Origin of the sequence: Nocardiopsis prasina DSM 43845 (genome assembly GCF_000341265.1) — a bacterium.
Classification (GTDB): Bacteria; Actinomycetota; Actinomycetes; order Streptosporangiales; family Streptosporangiaceae; genus Nocardiopsis; species Nocardiopsis prasina.
The window spans coordinates 21,486-34,957 of sequence record NZ_ANAE01000162.1 but is presented as its reverse complement, the minus strand read 5'-3'; the positions used below and the strand labels follow the sequence as shown (position 1 = coordinate 34,957).

Below are 13,472 nucleotides of genomic sequence, written 5' to 3'. Positions count from 1 at the left end.
GAGCAGGTCAGCGGCGACGTCCGCGGCCACGGGCGGACATCGGATGACAAAGGGTGCGGGGAAGTCGGGTTCGGGCATGACGAGGATGGGGATCAAGGAGATTACCCCCGGCCCTCCGATCCCGGCCCGCTGAACCCCGCCTCCCCGCACCCCCCGACCGACACTCACGAGGGACCGCCCATGAGTGAGGACGTCATCCGGCCGCGCCCCGTCGTCGACACCACCCTGCCCGAGGAACTTCGCGAGGACCTCCTCCGGGAGGCCGTCGCCCCGGAGTCGAGACACGCGCGCGACGACGGGCAGGCCGCCAGCCGGGCCCTGCGCCTGCGTGAGGGCGGGGTGCAACTGCTGGGGGTCGGCTTCACCCTCGTCCTGGCCCTGCTCACCGCCGGGTGGTACCTCGGCATGGTGATCGTCAGCATCGGCCTGATCGCCTACGTGGGCGCGCTGGCCGTGCGCAAGGAGGCCGACCCGCTGGTGCGGGCCGTCGGCGGCGCGATCGGCGCGGGCGCCTTCGCGGCCGCGCCCCTGTGGTTGTTCGACCTGCTTCCGCAGGACCCGCCGGGCGGCGTCCCGTGGCTGCTGTTCGGCCTCCTGGTGGGCCTGGTCACCGCTGACACGCTCACGGCCCGGGTACCGGAAACCCCCGAGGAGCACCACCGGGACCGCGTCCTGTTACCGGACGACATCAGCGCGGCCGACCACGGCCTCCTTGTGGCGGTCCAGCAGACCATAGACAGGGTCACCGACGCCCGCGTGGAACTGGGCTCCTCCGACACCCTGGACACCGCGCGGGGCCTCTCGGTCCTGCGGGAACAGGAGTGGCGGATCGCGTCCCTGCTGGCCCGCCAGCGCGAACTGCGGCGGGGCTACGTCCGGCGCTGGCAGCAGGCGTCCTCACCCCGGGTACGGGAGGTCCTGCGCCCCCAGCGGGAACACCTCACCGCGGTGGAGGGGCACATCCGCGCCAGGGTCGACCAGATCGTCGAGTACGGGCGCCTGGTGGACGAGTCGGTCCTGGCCCACCGGGAGTGGGAACAGTGCCAGGAGGCCCTGGCCGCCACGGACGACTACGCGGATCTGCGGGCCGAGGCCTCCCTGATGTCCCTCCCGTCGCCGGAGGTGGCCGACCTCGCCGACACCGCAGAGGTGGCGCGCCGGGTGCGCGACGACAGCGTCGCCAGGGTCCACGCCGCCACCACCGGCCTCGCTGAACTCCCCGAGCACTAACCGAGGCCGAAGTAGGCCCGCGACCTGGCCGGGACGAGCAGCAACCCACCGATCGTCAGGGTGTAGATCAGCATCAACGCGTAGATGACCATCAGTTCGGGCGTGTAGATGAACACCGTGAACATGCTCATCGCCAGCGTCACCGCGCCGATCGCCTGAACAACCACCACCAGACCGAACACCAGGCGTGACCTCGTGAGGAGACCGAAGGCGGCGAAGGCCGACAGCACGCCCCACACCGCGAGGTACACCACGGTGCCCCAGCCCGTGGCGGCGTCATCGTCCCCCACCCGCCCCAGGTTCACCGCCGTGAGCACGAACAACACCAGGGCGTTGAGCGCCAGCATGGCCATGACGGTGAGGACGGCGGTGGGCTTCCCCCGGCTGTTCCCCTCGGCAGGGCGGGCGCCGGTGTGCGCGGTGCCCCGTACGAACCGGGCGCTCGCGTCCTGTGCGGGCGCGGCGGCCGTCGATCCCGGATACCCCACCATCGGGGGCCCGGCCGGGTGCGGCCGAGGTCCGGAGGAGGCACCGTTCGCCGGTCGTACCGGGTTCGGGGTGGGACGGCCCCCACCGGCCGTCCCACTCCGCGGGTACGCGGCCTGGGTACCACCGGTGGGACGGAACGAGGGCCGTGCCCCCGAGGCCTCCGGACCCGGCGTCGGACCCCGGTGCGTCTCCACGAGCCCCTGCGTCGCGTGACGCTCCCGCTCCAACAGTTCCAGGGCCTCCCGCGGGCTCGGCCGTGCCGCGGCGTCCCGGGTGAGCAGAGCCGCTATGAGAGCGAGCAGGGCCAGGCTCCTCGGGGAGTTCGCGGCCTCGTTCCTCGACGGCCTCGGCACCGGGGCGGTCATCACCGCGCTGATCATCCCCGTGATGCTGTCCCGCCTGAACGGTGAACGCCCCTCCAAGAGGCAGTACAGGGTCACCCCGAGGCTCCACAGATCCGAGGCCGGCAGGGCCCGTTCACCCTCGAACCGTTCCGGGGCCATGTACTCGGGAGAGCCGATGAACACACCGGTCTGGGTGAGTGCCGTGCCGCCGTCCACGTTCGCGATCCCGAAGTCCGTGAGGACCGTCCGGTCGTCCGCGGTGAACATGATGTTGGCGGGCTTGACGTCCCGGTGGGTGACCCCCGCCGCGTGCGCCGCCGCCAACCCGCCCAGCAGTGAGCGGGCGGCCTGTTCGACCCGCTCGACCGGCATCGGCCCCCCGGCGTCGATGTGGTGCTGCAACGAGGTCCCGCTCAGCAGCTCCATCACGATCCACGGGCTGGCGTCGTGCTCCAGCACGTCGTGGATGGTCACCACCGCCGTGTGGCTGATGCGCGCGGTCGCCTGGGCCTCCCGGAGCGTGCGGGCGTGCGCCTCGGCCCTGTCCTCGGCGGACATCCCCTGGGGGAGGAGGACCTCCTTGACCGCCACGTCCCTTTGCAGGGCGGGGTCCCAGGCGTGCCAGACCGTGCCCATGCCGCCCGCGCCCAACCTCTCGCGCAACTCGTAGCGGCCGATGGAGGTACGCCCGGGGGTCGGCATGGGGGTGCTTCCCTTCTGGCGGTGTGGGGGAACCGTTCCGCCGTGCGGAAAGGGGACGCCGTGGGTACGAACCGGACCTGCGGGGGCCGATCGATGCGGATGGTCCGGCGAACTCCAAGAGTAAGCCTGCCCACAACCCCTCGTACCAGAGCCGGAGAAGGTGACCGATAGCGGTCAAAGCCCACTGCGACCCTCGGAGAAACGGCACCGAGTCCGCAGGCGGGGACGGAGAGGAACGCCTTTAGTGCCGAGAGTCACAAACCGTCCGGGCGCTTTCCCGCGCGGGTCGGTTTCCGGGGATCTCCCCAGAGGACCTCGCTCCGATTCCGGGAGACGTTCCGGGAGCCCGGGGGGCTCGGTCGGACCTGATAGGACCTGGTTGGGCCTGGTGGGACTGGTGAAACCCGGTGTGGCCTGGTGGGTGCCAGACGGGTCTGGTGGACGGGGCCTCGTCGTGAGGTGGCTACTCCCGTGACCCCGCCACGTCACTCCCAGGCGGCCGTCTCCGGGTCGACGCCGTGCGCGCGGGCGTTGGCGTCGATGGCGTCGCGCAGCCACACGGACAGGCCGGGTTCGATGGCCTCGTAGTTGGACCGGAACCCGGGGTCGTCCACGTTCGTGCGGCCGAGGATCACCTGCATGGAGTGGGTGCAGTCGAAGTACTCACTCATGGCCTCCCGGTGCCGTTCGGCCAGGGCGTCGGCCCTGCGGCTCCCCGGCTCGACACCCTCCCGCACCGCCTGGGCCAGGTCGGCGTGCAGGGCCTCGACCCCCGCCGCGATCCGTCGCCAGTCCTCGGCCGTGCGGTCGGCCGCGCGCTCGGCGAACTCCGCCCACTGGGCGGTGTCACCCCACTGCTCGCGGGCCTGGGCGGCCCAGGAGGGTCGCCAGGTGTCACCGAAGATCTCGACCTGCTCCTCTGGCGGAAGCAGGACGCCCTCCCGTCTGGCCTCGGCGAGGCGGTCCAGGGCGTCGGCCATGCGCTCCAGCCTGCGGATGCGTGCGCGCAGCCGGTCGCGTTGGTCGATCAGGGAGTCGGCGGCCTCATCGGCGTCCGCCGCCAGGAGCTTCGCGGTCTCCTCGAGCGAGACGCCGAGCTCGCGGTAGACCAGCACCCGCTGGATACGGGCGACGTCCGAGGCGGTGTAGAGCCGGTAACCGGCGGCGGAACGCTCGCTCGGACCGGCGAGACCGATCTCGTCCCAGTGGTGCAGGGTCCTGACGGTGACCCCGACGAACGCGGCCACCGCGCCGACCGTCCTCGCGCCGTAGTTCATTGATCCACGCTATCCACAGACCGAAGCAGGTCCCTGAGGACCCGTCGGGCCGGGGCCTGATTCCCGGAAGGCTGGGAACCAGGCCCCGGCTCTCGGTCCTTGGTCCTAGTTCTCGCGGCTCCGGGCCTCGGGGCCCTCGATCCCGTTCTCCCGCAGGTACCGGGCGGTCTCCGGGTCCTGGGGGTCGTACGGGCGGGCCGCGGTCATGATCACCCGGGCGTTCTCAGGGGTGCGGACCTCGACCTCCACCGAGTTCCACGGCATCCGGCGAGGACCGGTGGTGGACCCGGGCAGCCGCTCCTCGCAGGCCGCCACGATGCCGTCGATCTGGTTCAGCACGCAGGAGAAGCTCACGCTCGTCGGGGGAGTCTGCTCGGGGCGCTCACCCGGTACGAGCAGGACGTCCTGGAACGCCCAGCGCCGCAGGTGGACGATCTGGCCGGGGACGGAGAAGAGGTCGAAGAACCCGAGGCCGCTGATCCAGAACTCCTTGGAGGCCTCGAGGTCGTGCGTGGGCACGGTCACGAACATCGGCATGCCGTAGATGCCCCGGAACAGTTCCGGAGGTGCCGTGTCGGGACCGGGCTGGGGTACGGGGCTGACGCTGAACGCGTGGAAGGTTTCGCTCATGAGGCTAATCGTGGAGCCTCACGCCGCGTGAGGGTCAAGCCGCTGGGGCTCGGGGACAGGAAGGGCGCGTGGACCGCGCTCCGTTTCGGTCCTCCTCCAATAGGGACTGCGGGTTCCGCGTAAGACCAGGCTGGTACCGGGTCTCAGTCCGCTTGGTTGTCGTATGTCCACTTTTGGCTGCGAAAGGTTCTGTGACGCCCCTCATAGTCCACATCTGGTGAGGAAATTGTGGCCTTGAGGATTTTGGGTGTTACGGCCACCCTGAGAAGCCCGCTACCTGCACAAATGAGGGGAACACTCGCATTTGGCCATGAGTCTCCGGCCCGTTCGGGGACGACGACCGAAAAACCGGTCGCGTTGCAGCCATCTCCCAACCCCGTGATGACGCACCATAGAGGATGGGGTAAAGACATGCGGGGGCCTTGTGTCCGTGTGCGGTCGCGCGCCAGGTGGTGTCGCGGCGGGCGTGCGGTCGGGAGGCCCTGGTGTCTGCCAACGATTTCCCCGCACGAACCACGACGCAGGAGCTCAGCAGATGACTCATCAGCACGTCCACCGGCGGGGTTGGCGACGCATCCTGATGACGTTCCTGATGTTGTGTGGACTCATCCTCATCCCGCTGAGCTCCGCGCAGGCGAACCCGATGTGCCCCGGCAGCCCGGCACCGCTCCCGGAGTCCGCGGGCAGTGGTTCGGACGGGCTCCTGGTGCCGCCGCAGTCCCAGTCGGCGATCGAGGGTGCGCCTGACTCGATGCCACCCGATGCCAGCATGTACGGCCAGTACGGAACTGCCGGACAACAGTGGCACATGATCACAGAGTCCTGTGTGGACAAGATGGGGCTGGGCGCTCAGGCCACCATCGCGAATTCCGCCTGGGACCTGTCGAAGACCATCAACCAGTCGACCATCACTGTCTATCAGGCCGCGACTTCAGACGGCCTCCTGGCCAGCTTCACTGAAGCAGTCGAAAGCGTGATTGTCGCGCTGCGAGAGGGTATTTGGCGGCCTCTTATCCCGACGATGGTCATCTTGGGAGCGATCTGGCTGGGCTGGTATGGACTCATCCGTAAGAGGATGACTCTAACCCTCGAGTCTTCGGTTTGGATGATTGCCGCCACGGCGATCGGTATGTGGATTCTTGTGAACCCTGCTCAAGTAATGGGCATGGGCAGTGCCCTCGTCAATTCCGGTACCCAGCTGGTCACCAGTGCTGTTGGGCAGGTTCCCTACGGCGGGGGATCGGGGGCGTGTCCTGCTGGCGCTGAACCCCCCGAGCGTGCCAGTTGGGAATCCGAGGCTGATTTCCAGGTTCGCCGGAACGCCGACATGCTTTGGTCGAGCCTGGTTTGCCAGCCTTGGGTGGCTGGGCAGTTTGGTAGTTCGAGTCTGGCTGAAGACGCCTCGATCGACCATTCGATGGATCTGATTTCGGCCCAAGGTATCAGCCGAATCGAGCAACAGCAGATCTCTGATGGGGAACTCGACCCCAGTGCGCTCGCCGCTGAGAAGCAAGAGTCCTATGAGGCGATTGCGGCAGACGTTGAATCCACGTACCCAAGCGTGTATCCGCTCTTTGCGGGGGATGATCAGGGTAGTCGCTTGGGTGTGGCGACCCTGGCTCTCTTTGCATCTATTTTCGCGGGGGGTTTGATCCTGGCCGCCGCAGTGGCGCTCATCGTTCTGAAGATCGCTTTTATTCTGCTTTTCATGCTCGCCCCGGTGTTCCTGCTGATCGGTATCCACCCTGGTTACGGGCGGATGGTTTTGCTGCGTTGGGTCGAGCTGATGGTCGGGTTCCTGCTTAAACAGATTTTCATCGTCCTTTTGATGGCTCTACTTGTCATGAGCTATGGAATCGTGATGTCCACCAGTCTTGGGTGGGGGTTGCAGATGATTCTGCTTGCCCTGTTCACTGTGGCAATCTTCATCTACCGCAAGACGTTCGCCTACCTCTTCGCCTCGGTCAACGCGAACACGTTCACCTCGCGCATCGTGACCGACGCGGCTCGTAGCCAGGCACTGGACAAGAGCGCGATGGTTCTTCCTCCGGTCGCCTACCTCAAGACGCAGAACTGGGGTCGCCGTCGCGGGGCCATGATCGCCGGTGCGGCCGCAGGGGTTCCCGCTGGCGGAGGCGCTTCCGCAGGCGCCACCGAAACCGCGGAAGAGGTTCCGGAGAGCGGTGGCAGCACCCGTGCCGAGGGCGCCCGTGTCCGAGGGACTGCGGGCTACGGACGGGTCCGAGGAAACGACAACGCTCCGCCGCTCAACGTCAGTCGGAGCGGTGGGCCCGGTTCGCAGCGCCCCACCACCGGTGCTCGGAACGGCGACCAGGCGCCGAGTCTTTCTGGGAACGGCGGCACGGGTACCGGCGGTGGTGCAGCCAGCAGCGGACCCATTCCGCCCCGGCCTGCTGGCGGCTACACCGGCACTGGCGACAGTGGATGGGCGGGCGTCTTCGGTACCGGCGGTGGAGGTAACGGCCCGAACCGCAACGACGGCGCCGGCTCCGGCACACGCTCCGGTGGCGGCGTGTTCGGTGGCGGAACGAGCAACTCCCGAGCGGCGAGCGCTGATCGCGCCGAGCCCAGCACGGGGCGCGGCATCTTCAACGGCCGCGAGGACACCCCGGCACACGGAAACCTCGGCCGGGGTTCGCGCTGGGGCGGTCCGAAGGAAAAGCGTGAGCGGCCCGCTCCGCAGCGCCCCGCACGACCGGCCCCCGCTGATCGCGGAAGGCGCGACGGCGGTGAGGGCGGCTGGCTGACCGGGTCCGGCAAGAGCAAGGACAACGCTCCCATCACCCCCTTCTGGGGGGAGGGCGGCTCCTCCAGCACACGGGACCGTAAGCGAGACGTCCCCTTCTGGCTGAACGACGACTAGTGACCCGGTCACTGAGCAGACGACAAGGCAACCGACCACCATGCCCAACCCTCTCCCCGAACGCACCCAGCGACTGGTCGTCATCGGCCTGATCGCCACTCTGGCCGGGTTCGGGATCTACTTCAGCCTCGGCGGGTTCGGAGGCGACCAGACGGAGGACCCCGCTGGTCCACCGCGTGAACCCGGGACCGCCCAAGGGGAGGCCGAGCCACCCTCCTCCAATTCGGGAGGCCTGGCCACCGTCCCGCCCAGTCCGATTCCGACCACCGCAGCAGAGGACCTGGAGGTCCTTGCCTGGCTTCCGTTCGCCGAAGAGGAGCTCCAGGCGGCGGGGGCGACCGCGCAGGCCTTCGCCGAGGCCTACGGAACCATCGACTACTCACAGGACCCCGAGACCTACTACGCGTCCATGGAGGCGCTGGCGACCGACGAGTACGCGGAGGTGCTCTCCGACGCGAACCGGGTGGGCGCCTTCTGGGCTGAGATGAGCGAGGCCGAGGCGGTCGCGGAGGGACGCGCGGAGGTTCAGGAGATCCGCACCTTCGGCACTGACTCGGTCACCTTCGTGGTCACCACGCAGTCCATCACCGAGACCGGTGACTCCGAGTTCGACGAGGACCTCGGCGACTTCGCCGTCACCGTGGTTCGCGACGGCGGAACCTGGGCGGTCTTCGACTTCCAGCCAGCCGACGCCGGACAGTTCGGGGAGGAGTGACCGCTTGATCTCCGCTTTTCGCACCGCCGCCCCCGACGGACGGACGGGTTCCTGCCTGACCAGGGTCGCCGTACTGGCCGCCATCGGTATGGCAGGTCTGGTGTTCCTGACGCTCATGGTGATTCCAGCCCTCACCAACAACACCCAGGTGGCCTCCTGGTTGGCTTCGGGAGTGGTCTGCGCACCCAACGCCGACGCAGACCAGCCCGACAGCAGTGCCTACGCCATGGACACCATCCCGGAGAACTACCTGGAGCTGTACCAGGAGGCGGGGGAGGACCGGGGGGTTCCGTGGAACATCCTCGCGGGCATCGGGCAGGTGGAGTCCCATCACGGACGTTGGGAGGGGCCGGGGATCACCGAGGGCCACAACGACTGGGGAGCCTCCGGGCCCATGCAGTTCGGGTCGCTGGACGGTTCCGCGGCGGGGAACAGTTGGGGCGGCGAGCCGATCCAGCCGGTCGAGGAGCGGCCGGAGGTGGGCTACGGAGTGGACGGCAACGACGACGGGGTCGTCAATGTCTACGACCCCGCCGACGCCATTCCCGCAGCCGCCGACTACCTCCTGGCGCACGGCCTGGAGGACGACGTTCGCCAGGCGATCTTCGGTTACAACCATGCCTGGTGGTACGTGGATGATGTGATGGAGTGGGCGGAACGGTATGCCGACGGCGACTTCAACACCTCGGACTCCATTCGGACCGCGGTTCTCTGTGAGCTGGACGAGGACGGAGTGCCGATCGGACGGGCACCCGACGACCTGACCCAGGCGGTTGTGGACTGGGCGCTTGACCAGCGTGGAAAGCCATACATCTGGGGAGGGACCGGGCCGGACGGATACGACTGTTCCGGTCTGACGATGAAGGCCTACGAGAGCATCGGTGTGACGGTTCCACGTGTTTCCCAGGACCAGTGGAACTTCGGACCGAAGATCCCCCCGGGTGAGGAACAACCCGGTGACCTGGTCTTCTTTGACGTGACCCGAGCCGGAGAACCGCCTGGGCCCGGCCACATGGCAATGGTGATCGGGGACGGCCTGATGGTCGAGGCCTGGTGCACCAACTGTGGACCGATCGCGGTGCGCGAGTACGATGACCCCAATCGTGCGGACATCGTGGGGTTCACCCGTCCGCTTGAGCACCCCGAAGTGAAGGCTCAGCTGGAGGCGCAGGCGTAATCGTGGTGGAGACCGAGGAAACGGATTCGAAGCGCGGGAAGCCAGCGACGAAGGGCCTACACGGCTGGAGGGCGACGCTCACGGTCTTCGGATGCGGCACGCTCGCGGCCTTCGGTGTGTTCGGTGTGGTCGTCGGAGTTCTGAGTCTGCTCGTCAGTTCCGTTTCTTCCGGAATTTCAGGAGACACTCCTGAGGCCCCGGTCGCTGTTGAACAGCGGGGGAATCCTCGAGCTGAACTGGAGCCGGGCGGGCTCGAGGTCTGCGGTGACTACATGGCTCTGCCCAGCATGAGGGATATCCATGTAGAAGAGACGATCTCCATTGTTCATTCGGATCCTGCCGAGGACGCGGGTTTCGAGCAGGATTCTCAGCGCTTGGTTTCGGGTGAGTGCAGTTTCACTGTACGGCCACAGTTCGGCACGACTGCGCTCTGGTACTTCGATTTTGACTTCGAAGCTGTTGTTCATGATCCAAACGAGAACAAGGATCAGCTTGCTTCAGGGATCTTTGAAAAAGCTCTCGAAACTGTCCCGGAAGAATTCTCCCAGATTGAGTCTCAGTCCACCCCTAACTGGGCAGACGCCGCGCAGTCCTACTATGGCGAGAACTCCAGCGGAGTTTCCCAGTACCTGGTTGTGGCGCGGACCCGAAGCGCGGTATACACGATCACTTTCTCAGGGGACCCTGAGGGAATCGAAAGCGGTCGGGTGCCAGATTTTGACTTTGAAAGGCAGGCCGATGCCCTTGGGTCGCGGTTGCATGACAGGTTCTTCAGTCTCATTCCGGAGTAGATTCCCGAAGAGGATTTCTCGGCTTCCCAGAGGGATGCCCTAGGCCACGCCTGCCATGAAGTGGTGGCGGCACAGGGTCGTGTACGACTCGTTCCCGCCGATGTGGACCTGCTCGCCCTCGTAGATCATGACTCCGTCGACCACACGGGCGTTGTGCGTGGCGCGGTTCCCGCACCAGCAGCGCGCGTAGACCGGCAGGATCTCTATCTTGTCCGCGAGTTCCACCAGACGCTTCGACCCCGGGAACAGGGCGCCCTGGAAGTCGGTCAGGATGCCGTAGCAGTACACATCGATGCCCATGCCGTCCACGACGCCCGCCAGCTGCCCCACCTGCTTGAACGACAGGAACTGGGCCTCGTCGCAGATGACGTAGGACGCCTTGCGCTCGGCGACGTCGTCGTACAGGTCCAAGGAGTCGCCGACCTCGACGGCTGGTGAGGTCAGGCCCAGCCGGGAGGAGATGATCCCCGAACCCGCACGGTCCTGTTTCGTGTACAGGACGCCCTCACCCCCGCGGGAGTGGTGCTCCTGGAGTGCCATGGTGCTCTTGCCCGAGTTCATCGAACCGGTGAAGTACTTCAGCTCCGCCATGTCTCTTCCTCGGTCGCGGGCGCTGCTTGGGGGAGGCCCGGACTGCCGCCGAGGCCAGCAGCGAAGATACCAGCGGGGAGCAGGGGCCGTTCACACCCGTCCGGGCTCCTCCTGCTCGTGATCGCGGTTTCGGTGTGGGGTTCACGGGCTGTTGCGGGGCTTGTGCGGTCCGGCTTGGGGCCGGTCCGAAACCGGCTGACTCTGCTTGTGGGAAGTAGCACGGGCGGGTGCGCGTCCGCGGGTTATGGGTTCGTGACGAGGCGGGAGGCGGGGGAGCGTACCGTCTTGGGGTGCGCGGTTCCCTTGTGGGCCCGATCGGTCACCACCGGCGCTCCCTGGTTGTGGTGGTTCGGGAATCCGCGCCAAGTATGGACGCGCTTGGAAGCGTCCGAAACGGCTTCGATATATTTGGGCGCGCCTGGTACTCATTCAAGGTGCCGGTGTGAGGGGGAAAGTGACGTTGCGGCGAGATCAGGTCACCCAGTTCGTGGAAAGCCGTGGGTTCTCCAACGCCATGCTTGCCGTGATTCTGGTCAATGCCGTCATATTGGGTTGGGCAACCTATGGGGGTTCTGCCCTTCCGTATCTCGAAGGCGTCGAGCGGTTCGTGATCGGCCTGTTCGTGGTCGAGATGTTCCTCAAGTTGTACGCCTGGCGCGGGGGCTTCTGGCGGGACGGCTGGAACTGGTTCGACTTCGCGGTGGTCGTGATCTCGCTGATTCCGGCGACCGGTCCCTTCGCGGTGCTGCGTATCCTCCGGGTCCTGCGCGTGCTGCGCGTGGTCACCGCGGTCCCGCAGATGCGCCAGATCATAGGCGCGCTCTTCAAGGCCGTCCCTGGCATGGGCACGGTGATCGGGCTGCTGCTCATCGTCGTCTACACGTCCGCGATCCTCGCCCAGCAGATGTTCGGTGAGACCGTCCCGGAGTTCTTCGGGAACCTCGGCACGACCCTGTACACGATGTTCCTGCTCATGACCACGGAGAACTGGCCGGACGTCTCGGACGCGGTGCTGGAGCACCATCCGTCCGCCTGGATCTTCTTCGTCATCTACATCGTGCTCACCGCGTTCATCATCCTGAACCTGGTGATCGGTGTGATCGTCACGTCGATGGAGCAGGAGTTCAGCAAGGGCCGTTGGGCGGAGGACCAGGAACTCGAACTGGTCCAGCACAACGCGGTCATGGACCGCCTGGTCGAGCTGAGCGAACAGGTGCGCCGACTCGAGGACCGGCTCGGGGTAGAGGGTGGCGACGCTCAGGACGGGGACGACGCCACCGCAAAGGTCTCCGTCGGGGACGGCGGGGATCCACCGTCCGGCCAGGAGTCTTCGGGTGGCGGCTCGGGCTGACTCGGCTCCGCTCCCGTGAAGTCAGGGCGGCGGTTCGTGTTGGCACCCTCGCCCTGAGCGGTGGAGAGCCGGAGCGTCAGGGGAGATCCCGAGGGGGTCCGTCCCGATCTCCCTCCGCTCCCTCACGACCTGAAGCTGTCAGTCGCGAGGGAGGACAAAGGCTCCCTTGCCGTTGACGATGCGAACATAGCCGCGTTCCTCAAGAAAGCCGGTCGTCTTTCGGACGGTCCCTCGTGCCAGGCCGAACTCCTGGACGAGCCCGGTGATGCTCGGGATCTGCCTGTTGGGTGGATAGTCGCCACGTTCGATCCGCGCGATCAGTACGGCGGCCAGCTGTAGCCACACAGGATCTGGGCCTTCGTAGTCCAACTCGCTATCGGCGTTGTAACCAGCGGGAATGCTCGCTTCTGCCATGTACCCGAGGCTGGCATGCAGTGGTCAAGCTAGTTTGTCTGGGGCAGGCTATGGCCAGGCATGGCATGGTCAAGGTATGGTTACATGCACCTGAACGAGAAACCCCGGCGACGTGCGGACACACGCCCCGGGGCCATGGCCGACCTGAAGAAAGCAGGACGACATGCAGATCCTACTGGGCCTCCTGGCCGTGCTCGCCGTACCCGTGCGGCTCGCACGCCCGGCGCGCGGCCTTCACACCTCCCCCTACGGCTTCACCCGGGGACTGGTCGCGGAACTCCGACGACGCTCCCGCAGGGTGCGTCGGTACGCGGACACCCTCCCCGAGGCCGTGAGGGTGTGCTGCGCGTGAACGTCCCCACCCCGTTCGAGTCCGGTACCCGTCACCGTCTCCCGCAGCGCACCGCCTCCAAGTACCACTCTCGGCAGTCACTCCGCTCCGGATCCGGCCCCAGCGCCGACGATCTGGTCGCGGAGATCCAAAGGGTCCTCGACAACCCGGGGCGGCCCGCGCACGCGACCCGCACCCTCGCGCGGGCGGATCTGCTGTTCTCCGAACTGGATCGCCTGGTCGTCTCCGGTGGGCTCCTCCCGACGACCTGGCGGGCGTCCTCGCACCCCTTCGAGGCCCGCGTACGTCACGGGATCGCTCACGAGTACGCGACCCAGTGCTACGACGCGGTCAGCGAGGAGCTGAGGGAGACAGGGGGAGTGGTGGTCGCGTGGCGGGCGCTCCGTGCGGCGGCCCGAGCCTGGGAGCGGCTGGACAGGGCCCTGACGGAACGCGCTCCGCTCCCCGAACCCTGGAACCGCGAATAGCCCACGTCCCGGGGTGAACCGCCCCGGGCCCACCGCGACCCGCGCCGATCGGGCGGTA

Annotated in this window: 13 protein-coding genes; 8 read left to right on the top strand and 5 right to left on the bottom strand. The window is 67.1% G+C overall.

Annotation, left to right across the window (positions count from 1 at the left end; genetic code table 11):
- Positions 1–180: 180 nt before the first annotated feature.
- Positions 181–1,230 (top strand): hypothetical protein, encoded by a 1,050-nt coding sequence (locus D452_RS0119480; protein WP_017545821.1) that lies wholly within the window; start codon positions 181–183, stop codon positions 1,228–1,230.
- Here D452_RS0119480 and D452_RS29285 read toward each other — a convergent pair.
- The 3 genes from D452_RS29285 to D452_RS0119465 all read right to left on the bottom strand — a co-directional run bounded on the left by D452_RS29285 (position 1,227) and on the right by D452_RS0119465 (position 4,672).
- Positions 1,227–2,765 (bottom strand): protein kinase domain-containing protein, encoded by a 1,539-nt coding sequence (locus tag D452_RS29285; protein ID WP_051061333.1) that lies wholly within the window; start codon positions 2,763–2,765, stop codon positions 1,227–1,229. The two genes, D452_RS0119480 and D452_RS29285, sit on opposite strands and share 4 nt — an antisense overlap.
- Before the next feature lie 485 nt (positions 2,766–3,250).
- Positions 3,251–4,042 (bottom strand): MerR family transcriptional regulator, encoded by a 792-nt coding sequence (locus tag D452_RS0119470; RefSeq protein ID WP_017545820.1) that lies wholly within the window; start codon positions 4,040–4,042, stop codon positions 3,251–3,253.
- A gap of 105 nt (positions 4,043–4,147) precedes the next feature.
- Positions 4,148–4,672, bottom strand: coding sequence for a VOC family protein (locus D452_RS0119465; protein ID WP_017545819.1), 525 nt, complete (start codon positions 4,670–4,672; stop codon positions 4,148–4,150).
- Positions 4,673–5,207: 535 nt separating this feature from the next.
- Here D452_RS0119465 and D452_RS0119460 point away from each other — a divergent pair.
- Genes D452_RS0119460 through D452_RS0119445 form a run of 4 tightly spaced genes read left to right on the top strand, consistent with a single transcriptional unit; the run spans position 5,208 to position 10,239 of the window.
- Positions 5,208–7,556 carry a type IV secretion system protein gene (locus tag D452_RS0119460; RefSeq protein ID WP_026129478.1) on the top strand — a complete coding sequence of 783 codons (2,349 nt, stop codon included), beginning with the start codon at positions 5,208–5,210 and terminating at the stop codon, positions 7,554–7,556.
- Between the two features lie 40 nt (positions 7,557–7,596).
- On the top strand, positions 7,597–8,271 hold the full coding sequence (locus D452_RS0119455; RefSeq protein ID WP_017545818.1) for a hypothetical protein: 675 nt from the start codon (positions 7,597–7,599) through the stop codon (positions 8,269–8,271).
- Positions 8,272–8,275: 4 nt separating this feature from the next.
- A complete protein-coding gene (locus D452_RS0119450) occupies positions 8,276–9,448 on the top strand; it encodes a C40 family peptidase (RefSeq protein ID WP_017545817.1) in 1,173 nt (390 codons plus the stop codon).
- Between the two features lie 2 nt (positions 9,449–9,450).
- Positions 9,451–10,239, top strand: coding sequence for a hypothetical protein (locus D452_RS0119445; protein WP_152498618.1), 789 nt, complete (start codon positions 9,451–9,453; stop codon positions 10,237–10,239).
- A gap of 39 nt (positions 10,240–10,278) precedes the next feature.
- On the opposite strand, the gene D452_RS0119440 is transcribed toward D452_RS0119445, so the two are convergent.
- Positions 10,279–10,830, bottom strand: coding sequence for a thymidine kinase (locus tag D452_RS0119440; protein WP_017545815.1), 552 nt, complete (start codon positions 10,828–10,830; stop codon positions 10,279–10,281).
- A 514-nt stretch (positions 10,831–11,344) separates the two neighbouring features.
- Between D452_RS0119440 and D452_RS0119435 the strand changes: the two genes are divergently transcribed.
- A complete protein-coding gene (locus D452_RS0119435) occupies positions 11,345–12,181 on the top strand; it encodes an ion transporter (protein WP_083927569.1) in 837 nt (278 codons plus the stop codon).
- Between the two features lie 138 nt (positions 12,182–12,319).
- Here D452_RS0119435 and D452_RS0119430 read toward each other — a convergent pair whose 3' ends face one another.
- A complete protein-coding gene (locus D452_RS0119430; RefSeq protein ID WP_026129477.1) occupies positions 12,320–12,595 on the bottom strand; it encodes a GntR family transcriptional regulator in 276 nt (91 codons plus the stop codon).
- Positions 12,596–12,758: 163 nt separating this feature from the next.
- Between D452_RS0119430 and D452_RS0119425 the strand changes: the two genes are divergently transcribed.
- Both D452_RS0119425 and D452_RS0119420 read left to right on the top strand, forming a co-directional pair.
- Complete coding sequence (locus D452_RS0119425; RefSeq protein WP_017545812.1) at positions 12,759–12,947, top strand: hypothetical protein; 189 nt, start codon at positions 12,759–12,761, stop codon at positions 12,945–12,947.
- Positions 12,944–13,414, top strand: a complete 471-nt coding sequence (locus D452_RS0119420; RefSeq protein ID WP_239646421.1) for a hypothetical protein — start codon at positions 12,944–12,946, stop codon at positions 13,412–13,414. Before D452_RS0119425 ends, D452_RS0119420 begins: the two co-directional genes overlap by 4 nt.
- The last annotated feature ends 58 nt before the right edge of the window (positions 13,415–13,472 follow it).

Bases quoted from the DNA above. Each gene is read 5' to 3' on its own strand.
- D452_RS0119455 (WP_017545818.1), top strand. From the start codon at position 7,597: ATGCCCAACCCTCTCCCCGAACGCACCCAGCGACTGGTCGTCATCGGC.
- D452_RS0119430 (WP_026129477.1), bottom strand. From the start codon at position 12,595: ATGGCAGAAGCGAGCATTCCCGCTGGTTACAACGCCGATAGCGAGTTG.
- D452_RS29285 (WP_051061333.1), bottom strand. From the start codon at position 2,765: ATGCCGACCCCCGGGCGTACCTCCATCGGCCGCTACGAGTTGCGCGAG.
- D452_RS0119440 (WP_017545815.1), bottom strand. From the start codon at position 10,830: ATGGCGGAGCTGAAGTACTTCACCGGTTCGATGAACTCGGGCAAGAGC.
- D452_RS0119480 (WP_017545821.1), top strand. From the start codon at position 181: ATGAGTGAGGACGTCATCCGGCCGCGCCCCGTCGTCGACACCACCCTG.
- D452_RS0119425 (WP_017545812.1), top strand. From the start codon at position 12,759: ATGCAGATCCTACTGGGCCTCCTGGCCGTGCTCGCCGTACCCGTGCGG.
- D452_RS0119465 (WP_017545819.1), bottom strand. From the start codon at position 4,672: ATGAGCGAAACCTTCCACGCGTTCAGCGTCAGCCCCGTACCCCAGCCC.
- D452_RS0119460 (WP_026129478.1), top strand. From the start codon at position 5,208: ATGACTCATCAGCACGTCCACCGGCGGGGTTGGCGACGCATCCTGATG.
- D452_RS0119470 (WP_017545820.1), bottom strand. From the start codon at position 4,042: ATGAACTACGGCGCGAGGACGGTCGGCGCGGTGGCCGCGTTCGTCGGG.
- D452_RS0119435 (WP_083927569.1), top strand. From the start codon at position 11,345: ATGCTTGCCGTGATTCTGGTCAATGCCGTCATATTGGGTTGGGCAACC.